Origin of the sequence: Ectothiorhodospira sp. BSL-9, from assembly GCF_001632845.1 — a bacterium.
Lineage (GTDB): Bacteria > Pseudomonadota > Gammaproteobacteria > Ectothiorhodospirales > Ectothiorhodospiraceae > Ectothiorhodospira.
This window is the reverse complement of record NZ_CP011994.1, coordinates 2,258,941-2,274,114: the sequence shown is the minus strand read 5'-3', so window position 1 is coordinate 2,274,114 and position 15,174 is coordinate 2,258,941. Positions and strand designations below refer to the sequence as shown.

Annotated in this window: 17 protein-coding genes and 1 pseudogene; 5 read left to right on the top strand and 13 right to left on the bottom strand. The window is 63.6% G+C overall.

All coding sequences use genetic code 11. The features are described 5' to 3' along the window. Positions 1-29: 29 nt before the first annotated feature. Together phoR and phoB are read right to left on the bottom strand one after the other, a co-directional pair. A complete protein-coding gene (gene phoR / locus ECTOBSL9_RS10665; protein WP_063465031.1) occupies positions 30-1,358 on the bottom strand; it encodes a phosphate regulon sensor histidine kinase PhoR in 1,329 nt (442 codons plus the stop codon). 33 nt (positions 1,359-1,391) lie between these two features. Beyond that, positions 1,392-2,032, bottom strand: a pseudogene (phoB, locus tag ECTOBSL9_RS10660) (phosphate regulon transcriptional regulator PhoB). Here phoB and ECTOBSL9_RS17555 point away from each other — a divergent pair. Together ECTOBSL9_RS17555 and ECTOBSL9_RS10655 are read left to right on the top strand one after the other, a co-directional pair. Continuing rightward, positions 1,964-2,167 carry a hypothetical protein gene (locus ECTOBSL9_RS17555; RefSeq protein WP_240481140.1) on the top strand — a complete coding sequence of 68 codons (204 nt, stop codon included), beginning with the start codon at positions 1,964-1,966 and terminating at the stop codon, positions 2,165-2,167. The pseudogene phoB and the gene ECTOBSL9_RS17555 sit on opposite strands and share 69 nt — an antisense overlap. A 123-nt stretch (positions 2,168-2,290) precedes the next feature. Then, positions 2,291-3,085: a ParA family protein gene (locus ECTOBSL9_RS10655; protein WP_063465030.1), complete on the top strand. Its 795-nt coding sequence runs from the start codon at positions 2,291-2,293 to the stop codon at positions 3,083-3,085. Positions 3,086-3,101: 16 nt separating this feature from the next. On the opposite strand, the gene ECTOBSL9_RS10650 is transcribed toward ECTOBSL9_RS10655, so the two are convergent. Together ECTOBSL9_RS10650 and ECTOBSL9_RS10645 are read right to left on the bottom strand one after the other, a co-directional pair. After that, a complete protein-coding gene (locus ECTOBSL9_RS10650; protein ID WP_063465029.1) occupies positions 3,102-3,311 on the bottom strand; it encodes a hypothetical protein in 210 nt (69 codons plus the stop codon). A 14-nt stretch (positions 3,312-3,325) separates the two neighbouring features. Then, entirely contained in the window at positions 3,326-3,526 is a 201-nt protein-coding gene (locus tag ECTOBSL9_RS10645; RefSeq protein ID WP_025282353.1) for a 4-oxalocrotonate tautomerase family protein, read from the bottom strand. 140 nt (positions 3,527-3,666) lie between these two features. On the opposite strand from ECTOBSL9_RS10645, the gene ECTOBSL9_RS10640 reads away from it, so the two are divergent. Beyond that, the gene (locus ECTOBSL9_RS10640; protein ID WP_025282354.1) at positions 3,667-3,852 is read left to right on the top strand and encodes a PLD nuclease N-terminal domain-containing protein; all 186 of its coding nucleotides are present in this window, start codon (positions 3,667-3,669) and stop codon (positions 3,850-3,852) included. Between the two features lie 69 nt (positions 3,853-3,921). Here the strand turns inward: ECTOBSL9_RS10640 and ECTOBSL9_RS10635 are convergent, their stop codons facing one another. From ECTOBSL9_RS10635 to dacB, 3 genes are all read right to left on the bottom strand, one after another. After that, on the bottom strand, positions 3,922-6,105 hold the full coding sequence (locus ECTOBSL9_RS10635) for a YgiQ family radical SAM protein (protein WP_082830067.1): 2,184 nt from the start codon (positions 6,103-6,105) through the stop codon (positions 3,922-3,924). Between the two features lie 22 nt (positions 6,106-6,127). Next, positions 6,128-6,412: a late competence development ComFB family protein gene (locus tag ECTOBSL9_RS10630; RefSeq protein ID WP_063465028.1), complete on the bottom strand. Its 285-nt coding sequence runs from the start codon at positions 6,410-6,412 to the stop codon at positions 6,128-6,130. Positions 6,413-6,560: 148 nt separating this feature from the next. Next, a complete protein-coding gene (dacB, locus tag ECTOBSL9_RS10625) occupies positions 6,561-7,994 on the bottom strand; it encodes a D-alanyl-D-alanine carboxypeptidase/D-alanyl-D-alanine-endopeptidase (RefSeq protein WP_063465027.1) in 1,434 nt (477 codons plus the stop codon). Positions 7,995-8,108: 114 nt separating this feature from the next. On the opposite strand from dacB, the gene ECTOBSL9_RS10620 reads away from it, so the two are divergent. Together ECTOBSL9_RS10620 and ECTOBSL9_RS10615 are read left to right on the top strand one after the other, a co-directional pair. Further along, positions 8,109-9,608: a fumarate hydratase gene (locus tag ECTOBSL9_RS10620; RefSeq protein ID WP_063465026.1), complete on the top strand. Its 1,500-nt coding sequence runs from the start codon at positions 8,109-8,111 to the stop codon at positions 9,606-9,608. Positions 9,609-9,663: 55 nt separating this feature from the next. Continuing rightward, positions 9,664-10,737, top strand: a complete 1,074-nt coding sequence (locus tag ECTOBSL9_RS10615) for a lipoate--protein ligase (RefSeq protein WP_063465025.1) — start codon at positions 9,664-9,666, stop codon at positions 10,735-10,737. A gap of 76 nt (positions 10,738-10,813) precedes the next feature. Here the strand turns inward: ECTOBSL9_RS10615 and ECTOBSL9_RS10610 are convergent, their stop codons facing one another. The 6 genes from ECTOBSL9_RS10610 to ECTOBSL9_RS10590 form a co-directional block, all read right to left on the bottom strand. After that, a complete protein-coding gene (locus ECTOBSL9_RS10610; RefSeq protein ID WP_156500098.1) occupies positions 10,814-11,296 on the bottom strand; it encodes a hypothetical protein in 483 nt (160 codons plus the stop codon). 70 nt (positions 11,297-11,366) lie between these two features. Then, positions 11,367-12,284: a TIGR01777 family oxidoreductase gene (locus ECTOBSL9_RS10605; RefSeq protein ID WP_063465023.1), complete on the bottom strand. Its 918-nt coding sequence runs from the start codon at positions 12,282-12,284 to the stop codon at positions 11,367-11,369. A gap of 61 nt (positions 12,285-12,345) precedes the next feature. Beyond that, entirely contained in the window at positions 12,346-12,501 is a 156-nt protein-coding gene (locus ECTOBSL9_RS16985) for a hypothetical protein (protein WP_156500097.1), read from the bottom strand. 56 nt (positions 12,502-12,557) lie between these two features. Next, on the bottom strand, positions 12,558-12,947 hold the full coding sequence (locus ECTOBSL9_RS10600) for a YajD family HNH nuclease (RefSeq protein WP_371259022.1): 390 nt from the start codon (positions 12,945-12,947) through the stop codon (positions 12,558-12,560). 19 nt (positions 12,948-12,966) lie between these two features. After that, a complete protein-coding gene (locus ECTOBSL9_RS10595; RefSeq protein WP_063465021.1) occupies positions 12,967-14,682 on the bottom strand; it encodes a TrkA family potassium uptake protein in 1,716 nt (571 codons plus the stop codon). Between the two features lie 34 nt (positions 14,683-14,716). Then, positions 14,717-15,100, bottom strand: a complete 384-nt coding sequence (locus ECTOBSL9_RS10590) for a DUF6394 family protein (RefSeq protein WP_063465020.1) — start codon at positions 15,098-15,100, stop codon at positions 14,717-14,719. Positions 15,101-15,174: the final 74 nt, after the last annotated feature.

The window sequence follows — 15,174 nt, the reverse complement described above, 5'->3', positions numbered from 1 at the left end:
GGAGGCTGGTTACAGGGGAAGGGCTGCACTCATGACAGGGTGGTGCTGGATGGGGGTTTCTGGAGAGTGCGGGTGAGGGGGGAGTCGCAGGTGAAGGTGCTGCCCTGGTCGGGGATGCTCTGGATGTGGAGGGTGGCGCCGTGCCTTTGCAGCACGTGCTTGACGATGGCCAGCCCCAGACCGGTGCCACCGCTGGCACGGCTGCGGTCGCTCTCCACGCGGTAAAAACGCTCAGTGACGCGAGAAATCTGATCCTGGGGAATCCCGATACCGGTGTCCTTCACCTGGAAGTGGGCACCTTGATCATCGGCGAACCAGCGCAGGGTGATGGTCCCGCCATCGGGTGTGTAGCGGGTGGCATTGGTCACCAGGTTGGAGAAGGCACTGTATAACTCACTGCGGGTGCCACGCAGCCACAGGCCACTATCCACCTCCACCTGGATCGTCAGATCCCTTTCGGCCACCAGCATATGGGCATCCTCCTCGATGCCCCCGATCAAGGCCGGCACCGGCACCGCTGTCTGCTCGGCCACCGCATCCTCGCGGGTCTCCAGGTGTGAGAGCGTGAGCAGATCGTCGATGATCCGACGCATCCGATCCGCCTGGGTTTCCACGGATTGCAGGGTGCGGTGCACCTCCGGGGCCAGCGTCGGGTCGTCCACCAGGGTTTCCACATACCCGGCGATCACCGTGAGCGGCGTGCGCAACTCATGGGAGACATTGGCAACGAAGTCCCGGCGCATGGACTCCAGGCGATGGATACGCGTGACATCCCGCACCGTCAACAGGAACTGCCCATCACCGTAGGCCACGATGCGCGCCGAAAGCTGTACCTGCTGGTCAGGCAGGCGCGGCATCTCCAGGGACTGGTTGTAAACGCCCCCTTCCAGATAGGCGATGAAATGGGGGTGCCGCAGCAGATGCGTGATGGGTCGTCCCACATCCCCGGGTTGCTGCAGCCTCAGCAACTCGCCGGCGGCCTCGTTGAACCATTCGATCTGGTAGCGCTTGCCCAGGATGACGGTGGCATCGGGCACGGCCGCGCTGGATTCATGAAAGCGATTGAGCAGCCTGGCGATCTTCTTCTTGCGCTTGCGGCTGCGCTGGTGCAGGCGGTAGAGATCATAGACGAGGTCATGCCAGATCCCGGAGGTGTCCGGTGGATCACTGCGCTTGCCCAGGCGTACCCAGCGGTGGAATCGCCACAACTGGAAGACATGCCAGCCCAGGAAAACCAGCATCGCCAGGAACAGGATGGCAAAGACATGGCCGACCCACCAGCCGACCAACGTCCCGGCCGTCAGCACGGCGCCAAACCGCCACGCCTCCAGTTTCCATGGATGGGGGTCGCGGATCATGCCATCACTCCATGCATCACGAGAGGCTGACCTTCACCCCTGCTGGGAGAAGCGGTAACCGGCGCCGCGCACCGTTTGCACGTAGCGATCGCAGCCGTGCGGACTCAGGGCCTTTCGCAACCGAAGAATGTGAACATCCACGGTACGCTCCTCCACGTAGGTATTGCGGCCCCACACCCGATCCAGGAGTTGCGAGCGCGAATAGACCCGCTCGGGGTGCGTCATGAAGAAATGCAGCAGACGGAACTCGGTGGGACCAATCTCCAGGGGCTTGTCGTTTGCCATGACCCGGTGGCTGGCGGGATCCAGGGTGAGTCCCTCCACGCACAGGGGCTTGGCCTGTTCCTCGGGCAGGCTGCGACGCAGCACCGCCTTGATCCGGGCCACCAGTTCCCGGGGGAAAAGGGCTTGGTGATGTAGTCATCGATTCCCGCATCCAGGGCGCCCACCTTGTCGTCCTCCTCGCCCCGGGCGGTGAGCATGATGATGGGCACCTCGCGGGTGTAGTCCTCCCGCTTGAGACGGCGGGCCAGTTCGATACCGCTCACACCGGGGAGCATCCAGTCCACCACGATCAGATCCGGTACGCGATCTGCCAGGCGGGCATGAGCCTCGCGCGCATCACCCGCCTCGTCCATCTGGAAGCCGGCACGGGTCAGCGCGAAGCCAACCATTTCACGGATGGCCGGCTCGTCTTCCACGACCAGGATGGTCTTTTCATTCATGGTCTGCGATCCAGGGTCAGCTTGATGAGCGCCATTAGAGCGGATCTTTGTTACATGATGGTGACAAAGATGACGGGGCGATGAAGATCCCGTGTCAGCGCAGGCTCCGGCAAAGGGCGTCATTGGCTCGACCTGCCCTGCCTGCATTGAATACACTAGCAGGCTGCCGCACACCTGCGGCCCAGGTATCAGGCTTTGGAGTAGGTCATGAGACGCGTCATATTCAATCAAAAAGGCGGGGTGGGGAAGTCCACCATCACCTGCAACCTGGCGGCCATCAGCGCCGCTTACGGCCTGCGCACCCTGGTGGTGGACCTGGACCCTCAGGGTAACTCCAGCCAGTATCTGCTGGGGTCCGCGTTTGCCGACTGCGAACACACGGTGGTGGACTTCTTCGCCGGCACCCTGGGCGGCGGCTTCAGCTTCAAGTCACGCAAGCCCGTGGACCTGATCCCCTTGCAGACCCCCTTTGAGGACCTGCACATCGTACCCGCCAACCGGGAACTGGAGAACCTCCAGGGCAAGCTGGAATCCCGCTACAAGATCTACAAGCTGCGCGATGCCCTGCAGGGGATTGCCGATCGCTACGACGCGGTCTTCATCGACACCCCGCCGGCCCTGAACTTCTTTACCCGGTCTGCCCTGATTGCAGCGGATCGCTGCCTGATCCCCTTCGATTGCGACGATTTTTCCCGGCGCGCCCTGTATGAGCTGCTGGATAACGTGCGCGAGATCCAGGAGGACCACAACGGGCAATTGATGGTGGAAGGGATCATCGTCAACCAGTTCCAGTCCAACGCCAACCTTCCCCGGGCGGTGGTGGAGGAACTGATCAGCGAAAACCTCCCGGTGCTGGGCAGTTATCTCTCCGCCTCGGTGAAGGTGCGTGAATCCCATCAGGCGGCCCAGCCGCTGATCCACATGGCCCCCAATCACAAGCTCACCGGGGAATACGTGGCCCTTTATCGGCTGCTGAATGGCGAGGCCGTGGAGCCCGCCTGAGGCGGGTATCGGGGCGCTACTTGCGGGACTCCTTGATGAAGTAGAGCCCCAGGCCGATGAAGATCCCACCGATCACCAGGGCCGCCGTACCACCGATTCCCTGCCCCTCACCCACGGTGAGACGGCTGATCCACACCTCGCCGCCGAACAGGGCAAAGGCGCCCACACCCAGCAGCAGGCCACCGATCAAGACCAGGCCCATGTCGGTCTTCTTGCGTCGTGTCATCGCGTTCTTCCCCCCTACTCCCGTTGACGCCGCACGGTGATGGTCTCCCCCCCCACGCCCCAGTTGTCCGTCTCCACCTCGTCGATCACCACCACGGTGGTGTTGGGGTTCTTGTCCAGCACATCCACCAGCAACTGCGTGGCGCCACGGATGAGTTCCGCCTTCTGCTCAGGGGTGGCCCCTTCGCGGGTGATCTTGATGTTGACATAGGGCATGAATCAGCACTCCAGGGTGGGCATGATGGGAAAGCCTCCGTGCCGCCCCCGGCGCTTGGGGGTGGTCACGTTCGGTACTCTGCCTGTATGTTGAGAGGGTACCAAACCGAACACACTTGAACACAACAAGGAGCGACATCATGGGCATCGAAGTGGGCGGCCTGCTGGGCCTTGTACTGCTGATCGCGGTGATCTGGGCGATCGTGAGTACCGTTCAAAGCCGTGCAGGGACTGGAACCAAGGTCCTGTGGATCGTATTGATTGTTCTGCTGCCGCTGATCGGCTTCATCCTCTGGCTGCTGCTGGGGCCGAAGGCGGGGCGCTGAGCCCTTACCGGAACCACGGACCTTCAACAGCCCATACCTTCTCCCCTGAGGGGAGAAGGAGGCTGTCACCTACCGGCGCCTTGTTCGCCCAGCCTGCCCGCGCCCCCTGCCTGCGGCAGGGCGCCCTGAGGTCTTGGGCTGACCCTTTTGAACGGGCATCACACCACTGCCACGACGCCTCCCCTCCCCCGACTGACCCGTCCCCTCCGGCTGATAGCGGGGCACCAGATGGCGCTTGCCATTGCCGATGAGGTCCGCGCGACCCATGTCCTGCAGGGCCTTGCGCAACAGCGGCCAGTTTTCCGGGTCGTGGTACCGCAAAAAGGCCTTGTGCAGCCGCCGCTGGCGCAGGCCACGGGCATTGCTGACCACCTCTCCCCCCTCGCGCTGAATGGGTTTGAGGGGATTTCTTCCCGTGTGATACATGGTGGTGGCCAGGGCCATGGGGCCAGGGAGAAAGCCCTGTACCTGGTCCGGACGAAAGCCGTTGCGCTTGAGCCATACGGCCAGGTGCAGCATGTCCTGGTCCGTGGTGCCCGGGTGGGCGGCAATGAAGTATGGCACCAGGTACTGTTCCTTGCCCGCCTCCCGGGTGTAGTGATCGAACAGGGCCTTGAAGCGCTCGTAGACATCCATCCCGGGCTTCATCATCTTTGATAGCGGGCCGCTCTCGGTGTGCTCCGGGGCGATCTTGAGATACCCCCCCACGTGATGGGTGACCAGCTCCTTCACGTATTCCCTGGACAGCACCGCCAGGTCGTAACGCACCCCGGAGGCCACCAGGACCTTCTTCACGCCGGGCCGCTGGCGGATGCGACGATAAAGGCTGATCAGAGGCCCGTGGTCCGTGTTCAGATTGGAGCAGATGCGCGGGTAGACGCAGGACAGACGGCGGCAGCGGGCCTCGATGGCCTTATCCTTGCATCCCAGCTGGTACATGTTGGCCGTGGGTCCGCCCAGGTCGGAGATGATGCCCGTGAACCCCTCCACCTTGTCGCGGATCTCGTCCACCTCGCGGACGATGGAGTCCTCGGACCGGGACTGGATGATGCGCCCCTCATGCTCGGTGATGGAGCAGAAAGTGCAGCCACCGAAGCAACCCCGCATGATGTTCACGGAGAAGCGGATCATCTCCCAGGCGGGGATGCGCGCGCCCCGGTAAGCGGGATGCGGGGCCCGGGCAAAGGGCAGGTCGAACAGGGTATCCAGCTCTGCCGTGGTCAGCGGAATGGGGGGCGGATTGACCCACAGATCCCGATCCCCATGCCCCTGGATAAGGGCGCGGGCGTTGCCCGGGTTGGTCTCCAGATGCAGCAGCCGTGCGGCATGCGCATAGAGCGCCGGATCGTCCGTGACGGCATCCCACTGGGGCAGACGGATGACCGTGCTCTCCCGAGGATGGGCGGCCACCGCCCGGCGCTGCACCCGCACCACCTGGGCGCCGGTGCCCGCCCGCCAGGCCACGGCCTGGCCGGGGCCACAGTGTTCGGGGATGTCCTCGCAGTAGGGATCGCGGTGTCGGTCCACGGGGCCGGGGCGGTCCAGCAGGGTCGAGTCCAGTTCCTGCCAGCCATCCAGCAGACCATCACTGAGAAAGGCGGTCCCCCGCAGATCCCGGAGGCCGCGCGGGTGCTCGCCGCCAGCAATGCGGTGCGCCGCCTCCACCAGGGCCCGCTCCGCATTGCCATACAGCAGCAGATCCGCCTTGGAGTCCAGCAGCACCGAGCGACGCACCTTGTCAGACCAGTAATCGTAATGGGCCACCCGCCGCAGGCTGGCCTCGATACCACCGATGATGATGGGCACGTCCCGATAGGCCTCGCGCACCCGCTGGCTGTAGACGATCACCGCCCGGTCCGGGCGCCGCCCGCCCTCGTCATCGGGGCTGTAGGCATCGTTGCGACGTACCCGCCGATCGGCGGTGTAGCGATTCACCATGGAGTCCATGTTGCCTGCGGTGATGCCGAAGAACAGGTTCGGCGGCCCCAGGGCCATGAAGGGGTCGGCGGAACGCCAGTCGGGCTGGGCAATCACCCCCACCCTGAAGCCCTGGGCCTCCAGCAGCCGGCCGATGATGGCCACGCCGAAGCTGGGATGATCCACATAGGCATCGCCGGTGACCAGGATCACATCGCAGCTATCCCAGCCCAGTTCGTCCATTTCGGCACGGGACATGGGCAGAAAGGGGGCCACGCCGAAACGCGCAGCCCAGTAGGGCCGATAGGAGAACAGCGGTTTGGGCGGCGCGGTCAGTGGCATCATGGACAAAAGGGCTTCACTCGTCCTCGCCCAGACGGATTTCGTGGCGCCGCCCGGTGGTGCGCATGGCGTAATCCACCGCCTCGTTCACTTGGGTGCTGATCAGTTCCCAGTCCTCGTCGGTGAGCCGCGTGGTCAGATCCACGGAAAAACGCACATACCGCGGCGGCAGCCGGTTGAGGGCCACGCAGGCCAGATCGTCCATGTGAGTGGTGTCCAGGGCATCCCCAAGCTCCAGCAGCACATGGCGAATCCGGTCGTAAACCAGGTGTTCGTAGTAATTCTGTATGTTGCCGATCATGCGTTCGCTCCTCGAAACGTCGTTCAAGCCACGGTAGCTGTCGAGACATCGAGTCTCTTGGCCCATCCATCTCTCGAAATCCAGCGGTACCTGTCTTGTATTCTGACAGGACTTGAGTCGTTTGACTGCACGCTGCGGGCTCCGCCCGTCATCCGTTGGCATGCAGCCAGTCGAGAATCCCATCCTGTATCTGGGTGCCACGCCAGTGCTGCAGCCCAGGGTGATTGATCATGAGCACCACGATGCGGTCCTCTCCCCGGGCGGTGCGCAGGTAACCGGCCACCGCCGAGACCCCATTGAGATACCCGGTCTTCATGCGCATGTCCCCAGCTCCTGGGGCATCCACGAAGCGCCGGCGCAGGGTGCCGTCCTCGCCCGAAATGGCCAGGGAGGACAGATACTCGGGCATATAGGGGCTGTTTCGACCCACTTGCAGCACCTGGGCCAGCTGGCGGGCGGTAATGCGGTTGCTGCGCGAGAGACCGGCGGCGTTGTCCAGCTCCAGCCCCTGGGTATCCACCCCGTTGCGGGCCAGCGTGGCCCGGATGGCCGCATGCCCCTTGTCCACGGTGGCCGGGCCCTCGTATACCTCCACCCCCAGGGCCAGCTTGAGTTGCCGGGTCATGACATTGTTGCTGTACTTGTTGATCAGGCGGATCAGGTCTCCCAAGGGAGGGGATTCGTGCACCACCCGGGGCCTGGCATCCTTGTCCGGTAGCATGCCAATACGCCAGTTGCCATCAAGCGTCCCGCCCCATTGCTCCCAGAGCTCGCTGAACAGGCCATGGGCATAGGCCTCGGGCCCCAGGGCCGTGCGCAGCAGGCTGTACTGATCGCAGCCCCGAGGGAAGTTTCCCTCCAGGCGCACGCGACCCGCATCCTCCACGTGATAGGCCACGCCGCGCTGATACCCCTCGCAGGGCCCTGCCGCCAGGCGCAGACGGTTATCCAGTTGCAAACGTGACAGCGGGGGGTCGGTGGTCACCCGCACCGAACGACCATCCTCGGCAGGACGGAACTCGAAACGGACGGCATTGAAATTCATCAGCAGGGCATGAGGCGGCTGGTTGTAGGCCCGGAAGGCCTGACCATCGAACTCACCCGGATCCTCCGGGGCCACATCGTAGTGGCTGAGATCAAAGACCAGATCCCCCTCGATGCGCTCGATGCCACTGCGCCTGAGGGCCCCCGCCAGCTTCCACACCTGCTCGGTCACCAGGAAGGGGTCACCGCCGCCACGCACGTAGAGATCGCCCTTGAGCACGCCGTTTTCCACCGGTGCAAAGGTGTGCAGATGCGTTTCCCAGCGATGCGCGGGGCCCAGGATATCCAGGGCCGCCAGGGTAGTGACCAGCTTCATGGTGGAGGCCGGATTGCGGGGCACATCCACCCGATGGGCGATCGTGGGGGACGACCCCGGAGGCTGCACCCAGAGGCTGACCGCGTCCTGGGGCACGCCATGACGCTCCAGCACCTGGACAATGGCATGGGGCAGGCCAGCAAGGGCAGTTGATGACCCCAGGGTCATCAGCAGTGCCAGAGGCAGGAGGAGGAAAAGGAAACGGGATCTCGTGGGGATCATGGTGGCCGTGTGTGCGATGAAAGTGGATGGTTCTTGCGGTCGTGATTCTACTCCGACCGCGAACTCAGTAAGATGGCGGGTTACCATCCATTGTCATACCGCCGGAGCCATTGCATGTCCGTCATCCGCCAGGAAGACCTGATCCAGAGCATCGCAGACGCCTTCCAGTTCATCAGCTATTACCACCCCAAGGATTACATCCAGGCCCTCACCCAGGCCTACGAGCGTGAGCAGTCCCCCGCGGCGAAAGACGCCATGGCTCAGATCCTGGTGAACTCCCGGATGTGCGCCCAGGGACACCGCCCCATCTGTCAGGACACCGGTATCGCCCTGGTGTTCCTCAAGATCGGGATGAACGTGCGCTGGGAGGCGACGATGAGTGTTCAGGAGATGGTGGATGAGGGCGTGCGCCGTGCCTACACCGACCCCGACAACACCCTGCGCGCCTCCGTGCTGCTGGACCCCGCCGGTGAACGCCGCAACTCAAAGGACAACACCCCGGCTGTGGTGCACATGGAGACGGTACCCGGCGATCACCTGGAGGTGATCTGCGCCGCCAAGGGCGGCGGCTCCGAGAACAAGGCCAAGATGGCCATGCTCAACCCTTCCGACTCCATCGTCGACTGGGTGCTCAAGACCGTACCCACCATGGGCGCTGGCTGGTGCCCGCCAGGGATTCTGGGCCTGGGGATCGGCGGCACGCCGGAGAAGGCCATGCTCATGGCCAAGGAATCGCTGATGGCCCCCGTGGATATCCAGGAACTTCAGGCCCGCGGACCGGCCAACCGGGTGGAGGAGCTGCGCCTGGAACTGTACGAGAAGGTGAACGCCCTGGGCATTGGCGCCCAGGGCCTGGGTGGGCTGACCACCGTGGTGGACGTGAAGATCCTGGACTACCCCACCCATGCCGCCTCCCTGCCCGTGGCCATGATCCCCAACTGCGCGGCCACCCGTCATGTGCATTTCCACCTGGACGGCAGCGGCCCGGCACAACTCACCCCGCCTGCCCTGGAAGACTGGCCGGAACTGGATTACGACCCCAGCAAAGGCAAGCGCGTCGACCTGGACAGCATCACTCCCGAGGAAGTGGCCAGCTGGCAGCCGGGTGATGTCCTGCTGCTCAATGGCCGCCTGCTCACCGGACGGGACGCCGCCCACAAGCGCCTCACCCAGATGCTGGACGCAGGCGACACACTGCCGGTGGATTTCACCAACCGGTTCATCTACTACGTGGGCCCCGTGGACCCGGTGCGCGACGAGGTGATGGGCCCGGCCGGCCCCACCACCGCCACGCGCATGGACAAGTTCACCCGGCAGATGCTGGAGCAGACCGGGCTTCTGGGCATGGTGGGCAAGGCCGAGCGCGGCCCCACCGCCGTGGAGGCCATCCGCGACAACAAGGCCGTGTACCTGATGGCCGTGGGCGGCGCCGCCTACCTGGTGTCCAAGGCCATCAAGTCTTCCCGGGTGGTGGCCTTCGAGGACCTGGGCATGGAGGCCATCTACGAGTTCGAAGTCAAGGACATGCCGGTCACCGTGGCCGTGGACAGCCAGGGCACCTCCGTGCACGAAACCGGTCCCAGGGAATGGCGCCTCCGGATCGAGCAGGCCTGACGGGCCGGACGCCGACGCCACCGCACACCGATCACAACCCGGAAGGACGCGACCCATGCAGCTTCGAGTGCTCGACTTTGGCTCCCAGCCCGCCCTGCGATCCCAGGCGGTCTACCACGGCATTGCCCACCACATGCAACCCGGCGACACACCGGTGCTCACCCTGGTGAATCCCTCATCACCCTATGTCTGCGTCGGTCTGCATCAGGACGTGGCCCTGGAGGTGGACGAGGACTACTGCCAGGCGCATCAACTGCCGATCATCCGTCGCCATGTGGGGGGTGGGGCGGTATTCCTGGACCAGAATCAGCTCTTCTTCCACTTCATCTACCCCGCCGAGAAGGCCCCCCGGCGGGTCAGCGACATCTATTCACATTTCATTGAACCGGTGATCCAGACCTATCACCGACTGGGGGTGCAGGCGATCTTTCGCCCGGTGAACGACATTCATGTGGATGGTCGCAAGATCGGCGGTACCGGCGCCGCCTCCATCGGGGATGCCACCCTCATGGTGGGCAGTTTCATGTTCGATTTCGATGTGGACACCATGTCCCGTTGCCTGAAGGTCCCCTCGGAGAAATTCCGCGACAAGCTGCGCGCCGGCATGTCCGACTACATCACCACCCTCACCCGGGAACTGGGCGAACCCCCCTCACGGGAGACGGTGATCAAGACCTTCATGGAGGAACTTGCGGTGCATCTGCGGGTGGAACCGGTCATGGACCAGGCCACCGCCGCGGAAGAGGCATCCATTGCCGAGCAGGAGAAGGAACTCCAGGACCCTGAGTGGACCTACCAGAAGGGGCGTCGATTCATTGAACGGGGCGTAAAGATCTCTGCCGACACCCACCTGGCCGAAGGCGCCTTCAAGGCCCCCGGCGGCCTGATCCGCAGCCGCCTGCTGGCCAAGGACGACCACATCGTGGACCTGTCCCTGAGCGGCGATTTCACGGTCTTCCCGGAGGACGGCATGCAGCGCCTGGCCGACGCCCTCAAGGGCGTCCCCCTCACCCAGGACTCACTCCAGGGCGCCACCCAGCAGGCCATGCGCGACGTGGCCCTGGACATCCCCGGCGTCACCCACGTGGACATCGCCACCGCCATCACCGCCGCCTTCCGGGGCGCCTGACCGGCAAAGGGGCAAAATGGGGACAGACACCTTTTTCGCTTTTCGCGGAAAAGGTGTCTGTCCCCATTTTACTTTCTTACTCCTCGGGCGGGCCCCCAGGCCCTTCGGCCACGCCGTAGAACCGGGCCACGCGCACCGCGAAATCATAGATGGGCTCGGGTCGCGGCGCGTCCGGCATGCCTTCCACAATACGTCGACCGTCTGCCAGGTGCATGCAGACCACGTAACGGTAGCCCCGGTTGAAGGGATAGCGCTCGATGCTGATGCGCTGCACACGGGAGAGGTCATGCTCCAGCAATGGGTTACGACCGATAAGTCGCTGCTTCTCGATGGCCACATGGGCCGGCGAATGCCGGAAACGGTACAGGGTGAATGGCGACAGGCGCCATAGGGCATAGAAAGACATAACGCCCAGGGCGATCAGGATGGCGAGATTGGCCAACGGGGGCGGGTAGCCATCCAGGAACTGGCGGAGATAGATCGTGCCATACACCACCATGGCCACAATGGGCATGGCCTGCAGCAACATGGCCATGGGGTCGGGGTGACGAATTACCATGAACGAAGCATTCCCTCATAGATCAGGATCAACCGGCCTGGCCGGGACGAAACATCGACACCTTCCAGCATCATGATCGACCGGCGATCTCGTTCATGGCATGTTCAATGCGCGGATACAGGAAACTGTAGCCGCCCTCCTCCTGCACCTTGCGCCCGGAAATGGCCTGGGAGTCCAGAACGATATCCGCCATTTCTCCCATGGTGGCCCGCAGCATGAAGGCCGGGGCAGGCAGCAGGGCCGGACGGCCCAGGGCCTTGGCAAAGGCCTTGGAGAACTCCCGATTGGTCACCGGATGAGGGGCCACGGCGTTGTAGACCCCGCGCATGGAGTCCTCTTTTAAGCCCCGGGAGAGAATCCCGGCCAGGTCCTCCAGATGGATCCAGCTCATCATCTGGGAGCCATCGGAGACCGGCCCACCCAGCCCGGCCTTGAAGATGGGCATCAGGCGGCCCACCACACCGCCTCCCCGCCCCAGAACCACCCCGATGCGCACGATGACCAGTCGCGTGCTCTCGTTCACACGCTCGGCCTCCGCCTCCCACTTTTGACAGATCTCCGACATGAAGCCGGCGGCGGGCTCGCTTTCCTCCTCCAGCGGCTCCGGGTGATTGACCGGGTAGTAACCGATGGCCGAAGCGGACACCAGGGCACGGCACTGGGGCGCATGCGCATTGATGCCATCCACCAGGGCGCGGGTGGGTTCCACGCGGGAGTTGATGATCTTTTTCTTCTGTTGGGAACTCCAGCGCTTGCTGGCGATGCTCTCCCCCACCAGATTCACGGCAGCCTCCACTCCCTGAAAGGCGTCCGGAGGAATGGGAGAACGGGTGTCCCATTCGATGATGCGGAAGGTATCCATACCCAGCTTGCGTCGAGCCTTCTCGGCATTGCGGGTGAGCACCACGAACTCGTGGCCCTGGGGCTGCATGCGGGCGATGAGGCGCGAGCCAACAAAACCAGTCCCACCGGTGATGAGTATTCTCATAGGGTCTCCGTGTGCATCGATCATGTGCATCGGGGGGAGCGTCTGCGGCGCCCCCCTGTTGTTACTTGTCCTTGTTCTCCCGGGCCTTCTCTTCCTTGCGGCGCTCTCGCTCTTCCCGATCGCGGCGCAAGGAGATGAACTGCCAGATACCAAAGGCAGCGACCACCGCAATGATCAATAGGCCCTCAAGGGCCTTGATGTCCGAACCCTCACCCATGGTCTGTGTCTCCTCAACTGGTCAGATCTGAAGCTACGCCGCGCCCAGTGGCCGGGTCAATCCCCGCGATTGCCCCCACCTTGTCCCTTGAGCAGATCCCCGAGGGCGGCGAAGGGGTTATGGGTAGCCCCCAGGCCCGGCCCATCACCCTGCCCGCCACCATGACCACTCATGGCTTCGGTGAGGCGCTGATGCTCGTTATCGTGACAATACACGCACAACAGCTCCCAGTTGGAGCCATCGGGCGGGTTGTGATCGTGGTTGTGATCCCGATGATGCACGGTGAGTTCACGCACGTTCTTGTGATCGAAGGTACGCCCACAGCGCCCGCAGACCCAGGGGTACATCTTCAGGGCCTTGGCCCGGTAGCCCTTCTCCCGGTCTTCGCGTTCGCGGTGGCTGTTGGCAACCACCTGATCCAGGCGGCCACCGCCGGATGAATTCACTGCCATGGTCTTGTCCTCGTCAATTCGTGTTGCCCGTGGTGCCAGGCCGGCTGCGCCGGCTGCCCGCGCGCCACACCCAGCCATCGGGCCGATTGTAGCCCGTCACCAGGTAGCGCAGGGCCTGAACATCCCGCAGCAGGTGATGAAAACGATCCGCCACCCGGGGCTGGCCGCACAACAGCAGCCGATCGCCCGTCTGGATATCGGTCTCAGGCCCCGGGGTCAGCAAGGCTTCTCCCTCGCGTACCCGCATCAGGGGCACGCAATTGAAGGAATCCCGCCAGGCATGGGTGGCATCCAGCAGCGCCCCCAGGGTGATCGACTGCTCCTGCAGCAGCCGGACCAGGGCCGGCGCTGACTTGTCATTCACGCTCACAAGCCAAACCTCGGGGACCACCTCATCGGTGACGGCGCTAATCCGGCTGAGCAGTTCATTGGCCCAGTCGTCATCCTTTTCCAGGGATAACTGGAGAAACCGGGCCAGCAAGGGGGCACTCAGATGCGCCAGGATGGCCTCGGCGATCATCTCGCTGGGGCGCATGATCAGGTCGGGCTTGGCAGCCCTGAAGATGTCCCGATTATCGTAATGATTCTGCCGGGCAACGATGAACAAATCCGGGTTCAGGGTCCGCGCCGTCATCAGGCAGGAGAGATTGTTGGTGTCCTCATCCGTGCCCGCCAGCAGACCCACTGCGTTGGCGATGCCCGCCTGCTGCAGGGTATCGGCCTCCGTGCCGCGACCCTGCAGGCAGGGGCCGTCGGGATCTGCCCGCTCGGCGATCTCCTCGATCACCACGGTGCCCATGCCCAGTGACTTCATGCCCTGTTTAACCGCCCGCCCCAGACGACCGAACCCCACCAGGATCCAGGTGCCTTGTGGCGGTTCCACGGGCCGTGGCAGGGGGGTATCCGGCACGCTGGTGAGCCATTCCCGCAGCAGGTACAAGCCCGGCGAGTGCAACGCCAGCGTGAGGCGCTCACCGAAGGCATCAAAGGGATTGACGATGTGGTCCGTGCCGAACGAGGCCATGTTGTCCTGGGTGGAACGGGTGTGGGCACGGCAGACCACCGGCAACGTGGGATTGAGCAGCTTCACGGTGATGGCGATCTTCAGATTGGCATCATCGTTATCCGTAACGGCCACCACGCCCTGGCACAGGGGATGACGCAATCCGGCGGACCGCAGATGCCTGGACACGCTGGCGTCCCCCACCATGGCCGGCACATGGCTGCTCAGGTCCGTGAGTTCCAGATCGTTGATGCGGTCCACATTCAGGTCGATCACCACCGCCCGTTGGCCCCGGTGTACCAGGGCCTTCACCAGCATGGAACCGGTGTCTCCATAACCGCAGACGATATAAAAGGGCTCCTGCATGCGCCTGACATGACGCTCGAAGCCCTGATATCGCACCGCCTGCCTGAACGCGGGCTCCTGCACCAGGGCGAGGATCTTGCCGATGGCATACAGCCAGGCAATGATCGTGAGATAGATGGAAAACATCACCCACAGTCGCTGGGCCTCGCTGAACTCCCGCGGCACCTCGCCAAAACCGGTGGTGGTGGCTGTGTAGCTGAGGAAATAAAGCACATGGAGGATATCCATGCGCCAGGGCTCGCCATACTCATCCACCCCCGGGATCAGCAACAACCCGAGCCCGGCCAGGGTGTAGGCGCCGATGAGAACCAGCAGGGGGGTTCTCATGCGCCTCAGGAACAGAAAGATGACCTTGTTCATGGGAGCCTGGGGGTGAGCCTGTAGCCGCTGACCGTCAGCGCCGCAGATTCACGGTGTCGATGATCACCAGCACCACCGAAACGATGTTGGCCAGCAGCGCGCCAGCGGCCAGAGAGACGATGCTGGCCATGAACATGGCATCCAGCCCTCCCGCATGTACATGCACGGCATAGGCCCAGACCACCGCCGCCGCCAGTAGCTGCAGATCCGCCACCAGCGAACTGGCCAGCAGCAGGGCCCCCGTTTGCGTGCGATCCCCGAACTTGAGCACGGTGGCGATCAGATTAACGATGATCACGGCCAGCAGCTCGTAGGTATTGTGATGATCGGGATTATCGAACTCCCCCAGCACAAACCCGAAGTTCAGGGTCAGGGCCAGCAGGATGAAGAAACCAAAAAAGACCTTTTCCAGGCTCACCGGGGCGTCCCTTGGGATGGTTGTAGTCCCTATGGTCGATGTTAACCTTGCAAGGATCAAGCGGTAGAGTGGAG